Annotated in this window: 14 protein-coding genes, 1 tRNA gene and 1 riboswitch; of the genes, 6 read left to right on the top strand and 9 right to left on the bottom strand. The window is 60.9% G+C overall.

Annotation, left to right across the window (positions count from 1 at the left end; translation table 11 throughout):
- Complete coding sequence (locus tag DQW91_RS15170) at nucleotides 1–534, bottom strand: class I SAM-dependent methyltransferase (RefSeq protein WP_112664493.1); 534 nt, start codon at nucleotides 532–534, stop codon at nucleotides 1–3.
- 198 nt (nucleotides 535–732) lie between these two features.
- On the opposite strand from DQW91_RS15170, the gene DQW91_RS15175 reads away from it, so the two are divergent.
- Complete coding sequence (locus tag DQW91_RS15175; protein WP_112664494.1) at nucleotides 733–1,716, top strand: DUF4917 family protein; 984 nt, start codon at nucleotides 733–735, stop codon at nucleotides 1,714–1,716.
- Between the two features lie 121 nt (nucleotides 1,717–1,837).
- Here DQW91_RS15175 and DQW91_RS15180 read toward each other — a convergent pair whose 3' ends face one another.
- On the bottom strand, nucleotides 1,838–2,602 hold the full coding sequence (locus DQW91_RS15180) for an alpha/beta fold hydrolase (protein ID WP_112664495.1): 765 nt from the start codon (nucleotides 2,600–2,602) through the stop codon (nucleotides 1,838–1,840).
- 270 nt (nucleotides 2,603–2,872) lie between these two features.
- Between DQW91_RS15180 and DQW91_RS15185 the strand changes: the two genes are divergently transcribed.
- From DQW91_RS15185 to DQW91_RS15200, 4 genes are all read left to right on the top strand, one after another.
- A complete protein-coding gene (locus tag DQW91_RS15185; RefSeq protein ID WP_112664548.1) occupies nucleotides 2,873–3,133 on the top strand; it encodes a zinc-finger domain-containing protein in 261 nt (86 codons plus the stop codon).
- Between the two features lies 1 nt (nucleotide 3,134).
- Nucleotides 3,135–4,319, top strand: a complete 1,185-nt coding sequence (locus DQW91_RS15190) for an FAD-dependent monooxygenase (RefSeq protein ID WP_112664496.1) — start codon at nucleotides 3,135–3,137, stop codon at nucleotides 4,317–4,319.
- Between the two features lie 125 nt (nucleotides 4,320–4,444).
- The gene (locus DQW91_RS15195) at nucleotides 4,445–4,894 is read left to right on the top strand and encodes a GNAT family N-acetyltransferase (RefSeq protein WP_112664497.1); all 450 of its coding nucleotides are present in this window, start codon (nucleotides 4,445–4,447) and stop codon (nucleotides 4,892–4,894) included.
- An 87-nt stretch (nucleotides 4,895–4,981) separates the two neighbouring features.
- Nucleotides 4,982–5,067, top strand: a tRNA-Leu gene (locus DQW91_RS15200).
- 64 nt (nucleotides 5,068–5,131) lie between these two features.
- On the opposite strand, the gene DQW91_RS15205 is transcribed toward DQW91_RS15200, so the two are convergent.
- Entirely contained in the window at nucleotides 5,132–6,049 is a 918-nt protein-coding gene (locus DQW91_RS15205) for a DUF2971 domain-containing protein (protein ID WP_112664498.1), read from the bottom strand.
- A 317-nt stretch (nucleotides 6,050–6,366) separates the two neighbouring features.
- Between DQW91_RS15205 and DQW91_RS15210 the strand changes: the two genes are divergently transcribed.
- Nucleotides 6,367–6,744 carry a COG4315 family predicted lipoprotein gene (locus tag DQW91_RS15210; RefSeq protein WP_112664499.1) on the top strand — a complete coding sequence of 126 codons (378 nt, stop codon included), beginning with the start codon at nucleotides 6,367–6,369 and terminating at the stop codon, nucleotides 6,742–6,744.
- A 74-nt stretch (nucleotides 6,745–6,818) separates the two neighbouring features.
- Here DQW91_RS15210 and DQW91_RS15215 read toward each other — a convergent pair whose 3' ends face one another.
- The 6 genes from DQW91_RS15215 to gpt all read right to left on the bottom strand — a co-directional run bounded on the left by DQW91_RS15215 (nucleotide 6,819) and on the right by gpt (nucleotide 15,533).
- Complete coding sequence (locus tag DQW91_RS15215; RefSeq protein WP_112664500.1) at nucleotides 6,819–7,940, bottom strand: ribonucleotide-diphosphate reductase subunit beta; 1,122 nt, start codon at nucleotides 7,938–7,940, stop codon at nucleotides 6,819–6,821.
- Between the two features lie 21 nt (nucleotides 7,941–7,961).
- On the bottom strand, nucleotides 7,962–10,844 hold the full coding sequence (locus tag DQW91_RS15220; RefSeq protein WP_112664501.1) for a ribonucleoside-diphosphate reductase subunit alpha: 2,883 nt from the start codon (nucleotides 10,842–10,844) through the stop codon (nucleotides 7,962–7,964).
- 112 nt (nucleotides 10,845–10,956) lie between these two features.
- A riboswitch (cobalamin riboswitch) is annotated at nucleotides 10,957–11,175 on the bottom strand.
- Nucleotides 11,176–11,556: 381 nt separating this feature from the next.
- Complete coding sequence (locus DQW91_RS15225) at nucleotides 11,557–12,822, bottom strand: porin (RefSeq protein ID WP_245411064.1); 1,266 nt, start codon at nucleotides 12,820–12,822, stop codon at nucleotides 11,557–11,559.
- A 233-nt stretch (nucleotides 12,823–13,055) separates the two neighbouring features.
- Entirely contained in the window at nucleotides 13,056–13,343 is a 288-nt protein-coding gene (locus DQW91_RS15230) for a hypothetical protein (RefSeq protein WP_112664503.1), read from the bottom strand.
- 97 nt (nucleotides 13,344–13,440) lie between these two features.
- A complete protein-coding gene (locus DQW91_RS15235) occupies nucleotides 13,441–14,997 on the bottom strand; it encodes an AMP-binding protein (RefSeq protein WP_112664504.1) in 1,557 nt (518 codons plus the stop codon).
- 29 nt (nucleotides 14,998–15,026) lie between these two features.
- A complete protein-coding gene (gpt, locus tag DQW91_RS15240; RefSeq protein WP_112664505.1) occupies nucleotides 15,027–15,533 on the bottom strand; it encodes a xanthine phosphoribosyltransferase in 507 nt (168 codons plus the stop codon).
- Between the last annotated feature and the right edge of the window lies 1 nt (nucleotide 15,534).

The following is a 15,534-nucleotide window of genomic DNA, read 5'->3' on the forward strand; positions in this document are numbered from 1 at the left end:
TCAGGCAATGTGAGACGGCCTGTGCGCCACGGGCCGCCCGCTCTCGCGGGCCCGGCGGTAGACGAAGTAACGCCCCTCGGTGATACCGGTGCGAGTCGACAGGTTCGTGCAGCGGGGCAGATCGAAGGCTCTGTCGGCAAGGACGAGACCACCCGGCTCGAGCAGGGGTTCGAGGAGCGGTGAGAGGCGCTTTGCCAGCTGCCGGTTCAGGGCGTCATCGCCTGAGCCGATATCCGCATGGATGAGGGCCGCGCAGGCAGGGCCCATCCGCTCCGCGAAAAGAGGCAGCGTGTCGAAGATGTCACCGAGGACGAGGTAGTCCTCCGGCGGCAGATCATCCGGGTGGACCGCGAGCGTGCGCTCGAAGGCGTAGATCTCCCGGTCGGGCAAGCGGGTTCGCAGATGGTCATAGGTCCGACCATTGCCGAGTCCGAGTTCGAGGATCACCCCGGTCGGCTCGATTTCGTTGGCAGCCCAGTTCAGAAGATTGCGCTGGGCGGACAAACGGCGAATGGCGCTGTCGAGACGTGTCATCGGCACTTTCCCCAACGCAATCGAACTGGGGAAAACGAGTCTCAAATCAAGTGGATAGTCCGCAATTAAAACTTATAGGCGCACAGCATATTGACCACTGGTTGCAGCCCTAGAAAATAGCCGTGCCTCATTGGTTGATTCCTACGGGCCGCGAGGCGAATAAACCAATTATAGCAACAACCTCAAGCAGAATTGAATATGCCTAACGTACTACACTTTGACGATGCGATTGACCTATGTGGTTCCGAGTCAAAATCCGTTCTCCTAGGAAATGGTTTTTCCATAGACCAAAATAAGAGAGCTTTTGAGTACAGGGCTTTACTTGAAAAATGCGCTCTTCCTGCCGAAAGCCCGATCAGGAAGGTCTTCGAAACGCTGCAAACAAAGGATTTTGAGGCGGTTGTGAAGGCGCTAGAACACTCCGCTGCAATCGCTGACGCTTACGGCAATGAGGCCCATGCGAAACAATTTAGGGAAGATGCAGAAGCAGCAAGAGACGCACTCATTAGAGCTGTCCACAGTGTCCATCCCGATGGCAGCTTTGATATTCCTGAAATTGAAAAAACTGCTTGCGGCTCTTTTTTAGACAATTTCAATTTAATATTTACGATTAACTATGATTTGCTGCTCTATTGGGCAGCATTGCATGCATGCGAGAATCATACTGATGGTTTTGGCACGGGGAAAAGGGTGAATGGGTTTAGAACATTTTCCGAAACTGCAAATTGCTCAACATTCTACATTCACGGTGCGTTGCATCTATTCCTCGGTGAGCAGACGGAGACTCGCAAACGAGTATTGACCAGCGGAACGATAATTAGAGAAATTTCAGAGACTATTAAAGAGCGCAACCAACTTCCTCTATTCGTGGCCGAAGGAACTGCGGCTCAAAAAATGACTAGAATAAATTCCGTACCTTACCTGCGCCATTGTTATGACCAACTGAAAAGCATCGACGGAAACATATTCATTTTTGGTCATTCAGCATCCGAGCAAGATCGGCACATCTATGACGCCATCTTCCAAAGCGGGGTCGAGAGAGTGTTCTTTTGCGTGCACGAGCCTCAAAAAGGCTACGAGGAAATTGAAGAAAGGCTCGCTCCCTTCATAGCAAGGCGCAAAACAATCGATGTTATTTTCGTAGATTCCCAAACAGCAAATGTATGGGGAAAACAGCAATGATTCCACAAATTTACTCACCTTTGTGGAATCAAATACTCATACTCAACATTGGCTACTGCGCTGCTCATGCGGAACTTCCGCCCCTCCCCCTAACCGATTCAAGCGACTCGCCTTTCGCCCTTCACGGGCGCGTCGCGAGGAAGTCGAGAACGCCCTGCTTGTGGACCCGGTCGCCCACCGCGAGATTGTGGTCCCGCCCCGGAATGTCGAGGGCCTTGGCATTGGGCATGAGCTTCACGAGCTCAGGACCGGAGCCCGCCACGTCGTCGGCGGTTCCGACGGAAACGAGGGTCGGCAGCGTGATCGAGGCGACCTGCTCGCGGGTGAGCGCCTGACGCGATCCGCGAATGCAGGCGGCGAGCGCTCTGAGGTCGCTTTTGGTCTGCTCCGCGAAGGCGCGGAACATGCGCTGCATGGGGTCGGTCAGCACGTCGAGGGATGGCGCTTCCATCGCATCCGCGATGCCGAGCGGCAGGCCGACGCCTTCCACCAGATGGATGCCGAGCCCGCCGAGGAGGGCCGAGCGCATCCGCTCGGGCGCGGAGAGCGCGAGGTGCGCGGTGATCCGCGCGCCCATCGAATAACCCATCACGTCCGCCTTCTCGATGTTGAGATGATCGAGCAGGCGGCGCGCGTCATCCGCCATAACGAAGGAGTCGTAGTCCTTGGGATCATAGAGCTTTTCGCTCTGCCCATGCCCCCGGTTGTCGAGGGCGATGACCCGGAAGCCGGCCTTGCCGAGGGTCTTGAACCACAGGGTGTTCAGCCAGTTCACCGCGTAATTCGAGGCGAAGCCGTGGATCAGGAGGATCGGGTCGCCGTGCCCTTCCTCGGGAAGGACATCGACATAAGCGATGCTGATACCGTTGGAGTTGAAGAACCGCATGAGGTGTATCGACCGGAATCCGTTTCGCAGGACCCTGCTCTAAGGCATTGATCGGATTCAATGCAATGTCGGATCTGACGGTCTGCGGAAATGCCTCATTCTCTTTTATCGCACTTTCCCATCGCAGAACCGGTGCCCACTTTTGCGGAAAAGCTCTTTGTCGCATTTTCTCGTCGCAAAACCGGTGCCCACTTTTGCGGAAAATGCTCTAGGCGCATGGCCGATCAAACATTATGGTGCGCGCCAAATCAGCACTTTCAGGGCAGCGACATGGCTGAAAAAGGTACTCCCCACTTCCACAACAACCCCGGCGTTTCCACGATTCACGTGGGCGCAAAGGAGTTCATGTGCATCGGAGCGACCCCGCCGCTCGACCACCCGCATATCTTCCTCGACATGGGAACGGATGACGAGATCATCTGCTCCTACTGCTCGACCCTCTACAAGTACGACCCTTCCCTGAAGCCGAACGAGGCTCGCCCGGCGGAATGCGTCTGGGTGGAAGAGTCCGCCGAGACTGCCGCGCGCTGACGTGAGCGGCCTGTCCTTCGCCGTCGTCGGCGCCGGGATCGGCGGCCTGACGGCGGCCCTCGCGCTGGCCCGGCAGGGCCACGCGGTGATGCTGATCGAGCGCCGCACCGGCTTCAGCGAAGTCGGCGCGGGCCTGCAGCTGTCCCCCAATGCCAGCTGCATCCTGATCGACCTCGGCCTCGGCCATGCGCTCCAGCGCGTGGTGGGCGAGCCCGAGCGCGTGGTGGTGCGCGCCATCGGCTCCGGCAAGACCATCGGCGAAGTGGCGCAGGGCTCCTTCATGCGGGAGCGCTTCGGCGCGCCTTATTGGGTGGTGCATCGCGCCGACTTGCAGACCCTGTTGCTCGATGCCGTGCGCTCGCAACCCGGCATCCGCCTCGTGATGGGCCGCAAGGTCGAGACCATCGAAACCGGCCCTCAAGGAGCCGAGCTGACCCTCACCACCGACAACGGCCTGCGCGAGACGTTCAGGGCCGATGCGGTGATCGGCGCGGACGGCGTGTGGTCGAAGGTGCGGCAGGCGGCGGGCATGCGCGCCCTACCCTCCTTCCGCGGCTCCGTCGCCTGGCGGGCGACCCTCGACCACCGGCAGGTGCCCGCCGCGCTTGCGGGCAACGAAACCGGCCTGTGGCTTGGCTCCAAGGGCCATGTGGTCCACTACCCCATCGCCAACGGGCGTCTTCTCAACATCGTCGCCATCGAGCGGCGAAAGCACCCCGTGGAGGGCTGGTCCGCCCCCGGCGAGGCGAAGGCGCTCCTGTCCCATTACGCCTCCGCCACGCCGCTCCTGAAGGACCTGCTCGGGCGCGTCGACAACTGGCTCCTGTGGTCGCTCTTCGATCTTCCCGCCCGGGTTATGGCGAAGGACCGCATCGCCCTTCTCGGCGATGCCGCCCACCCGGTTCTGCCCTTCCTCGCGCAGGGCGCGGCCCTCGCCATCGAGGATGCCGCGACCCTCGCCGCCGTGATGCCGCAAAGCGCCGACGAGATCCCGCAGGCCTTCAGCCTTTATGAGAGCCGCCGCCTCGAACGCGCCCGCCGCGTGCAAGCCGAGGCCCGCACCAACGGGCGCATCTACCACGCCGGCCCCCTCGTCTCCTTCGGTCGCAACCGCGTGATGCAAAGGCTCGGCCCGCAAGGCATGACCGAGCGCTATTCCTGGCTGTACGATTTTAAGATCGCCTGACACTTCACCCGACTTGACCGTGAAGACGAAGGCCTGAAAGGTCGGGGCGAGAGCATTTTCCGACGAAGTGGACACCGGTTCGTCGAAAGAAAATGCGTCGAAACAAGGACGTGGGAAGACACGCGATGGAAGCGCAAGCCAGCCCGCCGGCGGAACCGGCCTTCATCGAAACCGACGCGCCGCCGGAAGGTGCCTATGCCCCGCTTCTCGCCGCCATCCGCCGCTTCACCACAGAAACCGTCGGCGCACCGGACAACCGGGACTACGCGCTCCTGATTCCGCACCCTGAAACCGGCGAGCCCATCGGTGGCCTGTGGGCGCAATCCCGCTGGGGTGGCTTTCACATCGACCTGCTCGTGGTGCCCGATACCCTGCGGGGCCAGGGCGTCGGTACGCTTCTGATCGAGCGCGCGGAACAGGAAGCCCGACGCCGAGGCTGCACTCATATGTGGCTCGACACTTACGAGTTTCAGGCGCGCCCCTTCTACGAACGCTTCGGCTTCGAAGTCTTCGGCCAGCTCGACGGCCCGGCCCCGCACTATCCGCGCTATTTCATGAAGAAGGTTCTGGCCTGAGGGAGCCTCGCCGCCAGCCTCACAAGACTGGAGGCACCCACCCCGGCGCTTGTGACAACCAGTGACATATGCCACAAGCCGCCTGAAGCGGACGTGGCGAAACTGGTAGACGCAAGGGACTTAAAATCCCTCGGGCCTAGCCCGTGCGGGTTCGACCCCCGCCGTCCGCACCATTACAAACAAATTCTTATTGTAGGCCAACGGCGAGAACAAAGCCTTTTCTAAAGTGCTATGCGGTCAAATCGGTACCTCGACATATCGACCTTTCATTCGATCTGGTTCAAGTCGTCGGAGGAAGCTTTCCGGACAGTTCTGTGTGAGTGCGGTCTTAATACGGTCAACGGTTTGAGAAGCCATTCGACGGCCAACATAAACGCCACGAACCATTTCCGGTGGAAAGGCGAACAGGTGAATTTGCTGATCACCAAAACTGACGACTTTGTCGGCTTCTTCTTCCCGGGCGTATAATCGCCATTCCCGTTCGTGGGACCAGCCCACGCTCTTGGAAATAAAAGCCGCCCTAATATCATCGAGAGCCTCGCCCAGTTCACCATCAAAGTATTGGATCTGTTGGAGCTTTCGGCGTTTTCCTTCGTTCGTCCTACAGAAGAATGAATTGGTGGTATCGAAAGCGACTACAAAGCCGCGACCTTCAGCGGCATAGTATGCCCACATTGTAGAACTGGACGGCTCTTCCGTAAGCGAGAGAGCCACATGACGGCCAGCAATACGCTCTAGCAGTTGTCCTATAGCCGCCTCGCGATTCACCGTCAGCAGGAACTGGTCTATAAGTCTGAGGGTAATGGCACGTAATGCTTCGGTAGGTGGCGTATCTCCAAACCGCTGACGCAGCAACGCGAGAGCAAGGGGCTTCAATCTCTCGTCCCCGAACCCTGCTTCAATAAGTGCCTCAGAGAGCTTCCCATCTACATCTAGCCCCATGACTTCATGAGCGAAAGCAGCCCTCATGCGGGGGCCAGCAAGCTCTCTAAACGTCCGCCGAACCTCAAAATCATCATTTGTCGCAAGGAGAGGCGAGAACCTGATGTGTAATCCTTCAAGTACATCGACCCTCTCTGGAACCACATACTTGTACAAAGTGTCAGGTGACGCTGGAGATTCAGGGAAATCCTTGAGGTACGGATTATCAACCATGCACTAAGCCTTATGCTTCAACCGGATCAGCACGTCGTCTAGAGAGGCAGTTTCGGAGCGCTCCTATTCATTGATCGTCAAACTCAAATTTTCGCAAGCCCCCTCGCCGGGAACACCTTTATTTCGGCGGCCCTATCTTTAGACAAGCCTGTTCACGCCACTGAACCTTGCCCTTAGGCTCAAGCTTATCAGGACGTCAGGTGCGATAAGCCTATTCCCGTAAAGGTCTTTCAAGGCTCTATCCGACATGTCATCTCCCTGGGAACAATCTCCCCCTCCCCGCACTTCTGTCCCATCATCAAAGCCGGGAGGGTTTCATGCTCAAGCTTGGATTGACTGTCGCTCTGGCCGCTGGGGTCGTGTTGAGCGCATCCGCCGCGTTTGCGCAGGCGAAGGTAGGGGAGACGAGTAAGGGGAAGACGTTGGTCGATGGTAAGGGGATGACGCTTTATACCTACGACCGGGACGAGCCCAACAAATCCAATTGCGTCGGCATGTGCGCGCAGAACTGGCCGCCGCTCACCGCTGTTGCCGATGCGAAGGGCACGGGCGAGTGGACGGTCATCACGCGGGCTGACGGCACGAAGCAATGGGCGCACAAGGGCAAGCCGCTCTATGGCTGGACGAAGGATTCAAAGCCCGGCGATGTGATGGGCGACGGCGTCAACAACGTCTGGCACGTCGCGCAACCGTAAGACTGCACTGAACCGCCCTCCCCCTTGAAATCGACACAGCCGGGGATCGTCTCCCCGGCCATGCTCGTGTTTGATCAATCCCAGCTCAGCGCGCCGCCGTTCTGGTATTCGATGACGCGGGTCTCGAAGAAGTTCTTCTCCTTCTTCAGGTCCATCGCTTCCGACATCCACGGGAACGGGTTTTCCGCCTCCGCGAAGACGGGCGCGAGGCCGAGCTGCGCGCAGCGGCGGTTGGCGATGAAGTGCATGTACTGCTCGCAAAGCGCCGCATTCAGCCCCAGGAATCCGCGCGGCATGGTATCGCGGCCATAGGCTGCTTCCAGCACGGCGGCGTCGCGCAGCATGCCACGCACCTCGTCCTGAAAATCGCGCGTCCACAGGTGCGGGTTCTCGATCTTGATCTGGTTGATGACGTCGATGCCGAAGTTCAGGTGAATCGATTCATCCCGCAGGATGTATTGATACTGCTCCGCGATGCCGACCATCTTGTTGCGCCGCCCGAGCGAGAGGATCTGCGCGAAGCCGGTGTAGAACCACATGCCCTCAAACACGACGTAGAAGGCGATGAGATCGCGCAGGAACGCCTGATCCGTCTCCGGCGTGCCGGTTGAGAATTGCGGATCGGCGAGGCTCTGCGTGTAGTTGAGCGCCCATGCCGCCTTGTCGGTGATGGAGGGAATTTCCCGATACATGTTGAACAACTCGCCCTCGTCGAGGCCGAGGCTTTCCACGATGTATTGGAAAGTGTGCGTGTGCACCGCCTCCTCGAAGGCCTGCCGCAACAGATATTGCCGGCACTCCGGATTGGTGAGGTGGCGATAGATCGCGAGGACGATGTTGTTGGCGACAAGCGATTCCGACGCGGCGAAAAAGCCGAGATTGCGCTTGACCGCGTGGCGCTCGTCCTCCGTCAATCCATCGCGGGATTTCCAGAGGGCGATGTCCGCCTGCATGGAAACTTCCGTCGGCATCCAGTGATTGTTGCAGCCCGCGAGATATTTCTCCCACGCCCAGCGATATTTGAGCGGCAGGAGCTGGTTCACGTCGGCGCGGCAATTGATCATCGCCTTGTCATCAACGCTCACGCGCCCGCCGCTGCGATCAATGGCGCCAAGCCCCGTGGCATCGCCTGCGGAGTTGAGAGAGACGGCGGCGCGCGCCGCCGCACCGGCTTTGGGTTCAGACCAGTCGAGCATTCTTGTTATCCTTTGAAAATTTTACTGGCAGGCTTCGCAGGTGGGATCGTCGATGGAGCACGCGAGCGGGGCGGATGCCTGCAACGCGAAGGCCTCCTGCGCCACCGGGAGCGGCGCGGCGGAGACCGCGTTGAGCTTTCCGTCCGTGCCTTTCAGCGTCGACTTCTCCACATGCGTCGCGCTTTGCGAGCGCAGGTAATAGGTGGTCTTGAGGCCACGCTTCCACGCCAGCCTGTAAAGCGCATCGAGCTTTCGCCCGTTCGGATTGGCGATGTAGAGGTTGAGCGACTGCGCCTGGTCGATCCATTTCTGCCGCCGCGCGGCGGCCTCGATGAGCCATGACGAGTCGATCTCGAAGGCTGTCGCGTAGAGCGCCTTGAGATCGTCCGGCACGCGGTCGATGGCCCCAAGACTCCCGTCGAAATATTTCAGGTCGCTCACCATCACTTCGTCCCACAGGCCGCGCACTTTGAGATCGCGCACGAGCATGGGGTTCACCACCGTGAAGTCGCCCGACATGTTCGCCTTCACATAGAGGTTGCGATAGGCGGGCTCGATGGATTGCGCGACGCCGCAGATGTTCGAGATGGTCGCCGTCGGCGCAATCGCCATGACGTTCGAGTTGCGCATGCCGACATGGCGCACGCGCTCGCGCAGGCCATCCCAGTCAAGCGTCGTGGAGGTGTCGAGATCGAGCCCGCCGCGCGCATCCGCGAGAAGCTGGATCGAGTCGATCGGCAGAATGCCCCTGCTCCATAACGAGCCTTCGAAGGACGGATACTTGCCGCGCTCGGCGGCAAGATTTGTGGAGGCTGCAATCGCATAGAAGCTGATGAGCTCCATGCTCTCATCGGCAAAGCGTACCGTGTCCTCGGAAGCGATGGCGATCTTCAAAGCCTGCAGCGCATCCTGAAAGCCCATCAGCCCCAACCCCACCGGACGATGGCGCAGGTTGGAGCGGCGCGCTTCCGGAATGGTGTAGAAGTTGATGTCGATCACGTTGTCGAGCATGCGCACGGCGGTGTCGACGGTGCGCTTCAGCCGCGCGGCATCGAGGCCCTTCTCGCTCAGGTGATTGACGAGATTGATCGAGCCGAGATTGCACACGGCGACTTCGTCGTCCGATGTGTTGAGCGTGATTTCCGTGCAGAGATTGGAGGAGTGCACGACGCCCACATGCCCTTGCGGCGAGCGGATGTTGCACGGGTCCTTGAACGTGATCCACGGATGACCGGTCTCAAACAGCATGGTGAGCATGCGCCGCCACAGATCCGCCGCGCGCACGCGGCGATGGATCTTGATCTCGCCGCGCTCGGCCTTCGCCTCATAGGCCTCATAGGCCTTCGCGAAAGCTGGGCCGTAGAGTTCGTGAAGGTCGGGCGTTTCATCCGGCGAGAACAGCGTCCACGCGCCGTCGCTTTCCACGCGCTGCATGAACAGGTCCGGCACCCAGTTCGCGGTGTTCATGTCGTGCGTGCGGCGGCGGTCGTCGCCGGTGTTCTTGCGCAGATCCAGAAACTCTTCGATGTCGATGTGCCAGGTCTCTAAGTAGGCGCAGACCGCGCCCTTGCGCTTGCCACCCTGGTTCACCGCGATTGCCGTGTCGTTCGCGACTTTCAGGAACGGTACGACGCCCTGGCTCTCGCCGTTGGTACCCTTGATATGCGCGCCGAGCCCGCGCACGCGGCTCCAGTCATTGCCGAGGCCGCCGGAATACTTGGCGAGAAGCGCGTTGTCCTTCACCGCCTTGAAGATGCCGTCGAGATCGTCCGGCACGGAGGTGAGGAAGCACGAGGACAATTGCGGCCGGCGCGTGCCGGCGTTGAACAGGGTCGGCGTCGAGCACATGAAATCGAAGGACGAAAGCAGATTGTAGAACTCGATGGCATGGGCTTCGCGGTCGATCTCGTTGAGGCTCAGGCCCATCGCGACGCGCATGAAGAACGCCTGCGGCAGCTCGAAGCGAATGCCCTTCGTCTGCAGGAAATAGCGGTCGTAGAGTGTCTGCAATCCCAGGAACTGGAAATCGAGATCACGCTCCGCTTTCAACGCGGCGCCAAGCTTGGCGAGATCGAAACGCGCGAGTTCCGGATCGAGCAAGTCGGCTTCGATGCCCACCTTGATGAACGCGTGGAAATAATCGGGATAGCGCTCAGTCATCTCGGACTGGCGCGCACGATCCGGACGGCCATGCACGAAGCTCAGCGCCTCGCGGCGCAGAAGATCGAGCAGCAGGCGCGCGCTGACGGCGCTGTAATTCGGCTCGCTCTCCACAAGTGTACGCGCGGCGAGAATGGGCGCGAGCCCGAGCTCGTTTTCCGTAATGCCGTCATAGAGATTGCGCCGGGTTTCCGCGAGCACGGGCGCGGCGGAAACGTCGGCGAGGCCCTCGCAGGCTTCCTCTATCACGCGGGACAGGCGGTCCATCTCGAGCGGGGCGCGGGTGCTGTCGCTCTTCGTGACGTGCAGGCGCAGCTCCGCATCCTGCGGCGCACTCGCCTCGGCGGCGCGCGCCTTTGCACGTTCTTCGCGATAAAGCACATAGGCGCGGGCGACCTTGTGATGCTCGCTGCGCATGAGCGCGAGTTCGACCTGATCCTGAATTTCCTCGACATGGAAGGCGCGGCCGTGATCGGCGCGGCGGGTCAGGGCATCATTGATCTGCGCGGTGAGCGCCTCAACGGTTTCATGAACGCGGCGGGAGGCGGCGGCGCTGTTGCCTTCCACCGCGAGGAAGGCCTTGGTGAGCGCCACCGTGATCTTGGTCGGATCGAACGGCGTCACCGCGCCGTTGCGGCGGATGACCTGGTAGGCAGGCCCACGCACGGCATCGCTCTCGCGCGGACCGTTTGCGGGAAAGGCATGCCGCGATGGAGCGGCTTCGGTTGTAAGAAGAGAAGACATCGGCAAACCCCATTACTGTTGGGGGCTTGGGCCGAGGAGCACGCGCCTGGAGCGGGGCGATGAAACATCGCCTTGACCTGATGCGAGCCTCCGGGACACCCCGCCCGAGGACGAACGAAACAGGTCAGGGGCAGGTCTCCTGGCTCGCGGGTCTTTGCCTTCGCCATCCTTCCCAGTGCCTTGAGCACCAGTGGGTTATTGACGTGGCTCACCGTTCACAGTTGCGGGGGCAGCTCCGGCCTCGCCTCACGGCTCACCGGTATTCCCTCTTAGCTTCAGATCCCCACATGTCGGATGTGCGAATCTGAAGACCACTGACTGCTAGATATAGTGGGTAACTGCTTCCGCGCGTCAATAGATTGACGAAACGCTTCACGGCACAATCTCGGCAACGTCAGACGGGCGCGTCTGCCGCGAGCATGGCCCCCACATTGTCTGATAAAGGCCAACGTGTTTCTAAAGGCCAACGTGTTTCCCGCACCCTGTGTACGGCACAGCGTGTCACAACACATCGTGCAACGTGCCGGCGTCACCACAACGCCGTCGCGCAATCGCCCGTAACGGATTGTCATGACATCGCCATCCGCCACCGCTCTTCACCGTGGGCATCATGGTATCCTCGAAGAGCTGGCTCTATCTCGGAGCAACCGCTCCGGAAAAAAGAAAAACCCCGGTGTTTCCACCGGGGTTTCCTGTCCAATCGGAGAACCGATTAGAAGTCGCGCTGAACGCGGAGACGGCCTTCCCAGGAGCTCTCGTTCGAGCCGAGCGGGAGGACAACGCGGCCGCGGGGATCGAGACGGGCGTAAAGGGCTTCCACGCCAATGTTCAGGCCGCTGACCGGCTGCCAGAACACGTTGGTACCAACGCGCCACTCGTTGAAGTCCGGGATACCGGCCTGGTTAGCAGCAGCCGAGTAGCTGAAGCTGGCGTACGAACCGAAGACGCTCTGACGGATCTGGGGAGTCCAGTAGTGGGTTAGACCACCAGCAACCGACCAAGCGGTCGACAGGCTCACATTACCCGTCGCCGGGTTGAAGAAAGCGTCGATCGTCGGAGCGGTGAGCGTACCATCGGTGAAGTCGTCGCCAGCGCCGCCGGTGATGTAGCCGAGCGCGCCGTGAGTATAGGTGACGGCGATCCAGGCGGCGTCGCCCGGAGCGAGCATCGGCAGGTTCACGCCAACCTGACCCGTGACGGCGAAGCCGTACTCGGTGTCGGGGAAGTCGCTGAAGCCGTTCGCGGCAACGAACAGGTTGTCGCTACGGATCTGGTGGCCGGCAGCCGACAGCTGAGCCGTACCCCACGTGCCGGTGTACTTGATGTTACCGACAACGTCCGGAACGCGCTGACCAGCGTAAGCAAGCGCCTGGGTGCCGTTACGGCGATCGAGGCCATCTTCGAGCGACAGCGTGGCCGAGAAGCCGTTGCCGAACGTGAAGGTGTAAGCCAAGAGGCCGACATCCGGAGCGTCCGAGAAGCGGAGCGTGCCCATGTGCTCGGTCGGCAGATCGCCGTTGTCGAAGAACGACGTCACGCGACCAGCGGTGAGGCCACCGAACTGGATGAACGCCTCGTTGACGTCGGGCGACGTCGTGATCTTGCCGGTGCTCGTGAGCTGCGTGCCCGAGTTACGGGTGATCTCGAAGCGGACCACCGAACGGAGCAGGCCGTAAGCGGTCGACGTACGAGCGTCGAGCTGGATACGGCCGCGGGTGCGGAAGCCGTTCGAGTCGACGCTGCGTTCGAAGGGCTGACCGTAGACGTAGTCAGCGCGGACGCGGCCGCTGACGCGCAGGCAGGTTTCCGTGCCCGGGATGTAGAAGAAGCCCTCGCCATGCGAGGAGCAGACGCGAACGTATTCCACCGGAGCCGCCTTCTTGGCGGGCAGGTCGGCGGCATTAGCCCCAGCAACTGCGGCAAAGCCGGCAGCCGATCCGAGGAGAAGGCTCTTGGCGAGCTTCATGGATGTCTCCACTTTTTTAAAGTTTCGACGGGGCCGTGTGTGACCGCCGTCATGCGATTGAAACAATACTCAAGCGGAGCCGTCCGACAATTCGGCCAAGGGCCAAGTTTGGCGCTTTGAGGGGCAGTGTGCCCAAAAAGAGACCATTCTGGGTTGTGAAAGTGATTTCAATTTTGATGTGTGACAGAAAATCAACACAAACTTCCCCAAGGGAACCATCTCCCTTGAGAATCAAGGCGTCTCAATCACCAAAGATCATTGGGTCCGGTACGGCAGCGATAACCGATGAAGCATTGCCGCACATCCCGCGTCGGGGCATAGGCCGGGTCCGGATACTCGCCTACTTCGCAGAAGTTGCTGTCCCGGACAAAGCGGTCATAGGTGTATTGGCCCGTACCCAGCACGATGGCCCCGTGTGTCGTCACGGTCAGCATCGCCTGCGAGCAGGTCATGCTCGTCGTCATCGGTCGCGATTGCGCGAAGGCACCGGTCGTCAAGGCAAAAAGGGCAAGAGCGGCGGCAAGATTTCGCATTTCGGTTCCCTCACTCTCAGGCTCGGGCTCACGCCTTGCATCGGCTGCACCTTTTTATATTGGCGAGGAAAAGCAGGCTTCAACGGATACCGGTGCGTCACAGCATCGGCTGCAGACGCCGGGCCATCTCCACCGCCGCCGCATAATCGGTCTTGCCCGAGCCGAGCACCGGAATGCCCGAAACAAGGATGGCCTTGGGAACCCACAATTCCGGATAACCCTGATCGCGGGCATGGGCCAGCAGGACGTCGCGATCCGCATCGGGCTTGTCGGTGATCAGCACGATCTGCTCGCCCTTGCGCGGGTCCGGCAAGGCGACGACGACATGGTTGGAATCGGGCCACAGGGTCTGCGCCAGGCTCTCGACAGCCGCGAGCGAAATCATTTCGCCGCCGATCTTCGCGAAACGCTTGGCGCGCCCGCGTATGGTCACGAGGCCGTCATCGACGGTGACGATATCGCCGGTGTCGTACCACCCTTCCGGTGGCGGCTCGATAGCGCCCGAGCCATTGGGGTCGAGATAACCCTTCATCACATTGGGCCCGCGCACCACGAGGCGACCGCCTTCGTGAATGCCTTCGACCGGCTCGAGCCGCCACTCGATGCCCGGCAGGAAGGGCCCGACGCTACCCGTCCTGCTGCGGTGAGGCAGGCTCACGGCGATGACCGGCGAGCATTCAGTCGCCCCGTATCCTTCGAGGATCGTCGTGCCGTAACGATCCCACAGGCGGCGCGTCTCGTCCTTCACGCGCTCGGCTCCGGCGATCACATAGCGCACGCTTGCAAGATCGTTCCCGTCGGCGGCGCGGGCATAGCCCTGAAGAAAGGTATCCGTGGCGAGAACGATGGTCGCCTGCGTGCCGCCGATCAGCTTCGGGATCTGCCTGTAATGAAGCGGACTCGGGTAGAGCACCGTTTTCATGCCGTTGAGCACGGGCGTCAAAAGGCCCGCCGTCAGGCCGAAGGAATGGAAGACGGGCAGCGGATTGAAAAACACATCGGCCGGGCGCAGCACGTCGCCAGCATGGGCCTTCACCTGAAGGGCGTTCGCCACAAGGTTGGCGTTCGAGAGAACGACCGCCTTCGGCTTACCTTCCGAGCCCGAGGTGAACAGCACGACACCCGCATCGTCCGGCTGCACGCCGGATTTTCTGTGCACCGTGCGCGCGAAGAAGCTGCCAAGGAGGCCGAGCAGCTTGTCGAGGCTGGTAATCTCCTTGCGCACGTCCTCGAGCCACAGGACATTACGCCCTTCGCCCAAGGCAGCGACCACGTCATCGAGCTTGCCTTGCTCCACGAACCGGCGGGAGGTGACGATGGTGCGGATCTTCGCGACCTCGCAGGCCGCCGTCAGGTTCTTCAGGCCCGCCGTGAAATTCAGCAGGGCCGGAACACGGCCAAAGGCGTTGAGCCCGAACAGGACGACGGCAACGCCCTGAACGTTTGGCAGGAGCACGGCCACCGTCTCGCGCGGCTCGGTGAAGCCCGCGAGCTTGCGGCCCAGCACCAGCGCGCCGAGCACCAGACGGCCGAAGCTGATGGGCTGCCGCTCCAGATCCTCAAGGGCGATCTTGTTGCCGCCGAACCTTGTCCGCGCGTCGAGAAGGGCGCCGAAAAGGCTGGTGCGCGTGCGAGCTATGTCGAATTCGGCCATTGGACGATCCTTTAATCGAAAACGCCCGCTCAGCCGGCGGCGCCCTCCGTGATCGGGGCCTGGTAGCTGAGGCCCATGTCCCACGGGAAATAGATCCAGGTGTCCTGGCTGACCTCGGTCACGAAGGTTTCGACCATCGGCCGACCGATGGGCTTTGCATAAACGGTCGCGAAATGCGCGTTGGGCAGCATCTCGCGCACCATCTTGGCCGTTTTGCCCGTGTCGGTCAGATCGTCGATCACAAGAACGCCGCGGCCCGAGCCATCGCCGATGGCCTTGATCGAGGGGGCGATGTCTTTCAGCACGCGCAGCTCGCCCTGGTTCTTGTAGTCATGGTAGCTCGCGATGCACACGCTCTCGATCAGGCGGATATCGAGCTCGCGGGCAACGATGGCGGCGGGCACCAGACCCCCGCGTGTAATGCAGACGATGGCCTCGAACGGACCAGCCGAGGCCAGACGCCACGCCAGCGCGCGGGCATCGCGGTGGAACTGATCCCAGGAGACGGGGAAGGCTTTCGGAGAAGTAGGAGACATC

The sequence above is a fragment of the Microvirga flavescens genome, from assembly GCF_003290125.1.
Lineage (GTDB): Bacteria > Pseudomonadota > Alphaproteobacteria > Rhizobiales > Beijerinckiaceae > Microvirga > Microvirga flavescens.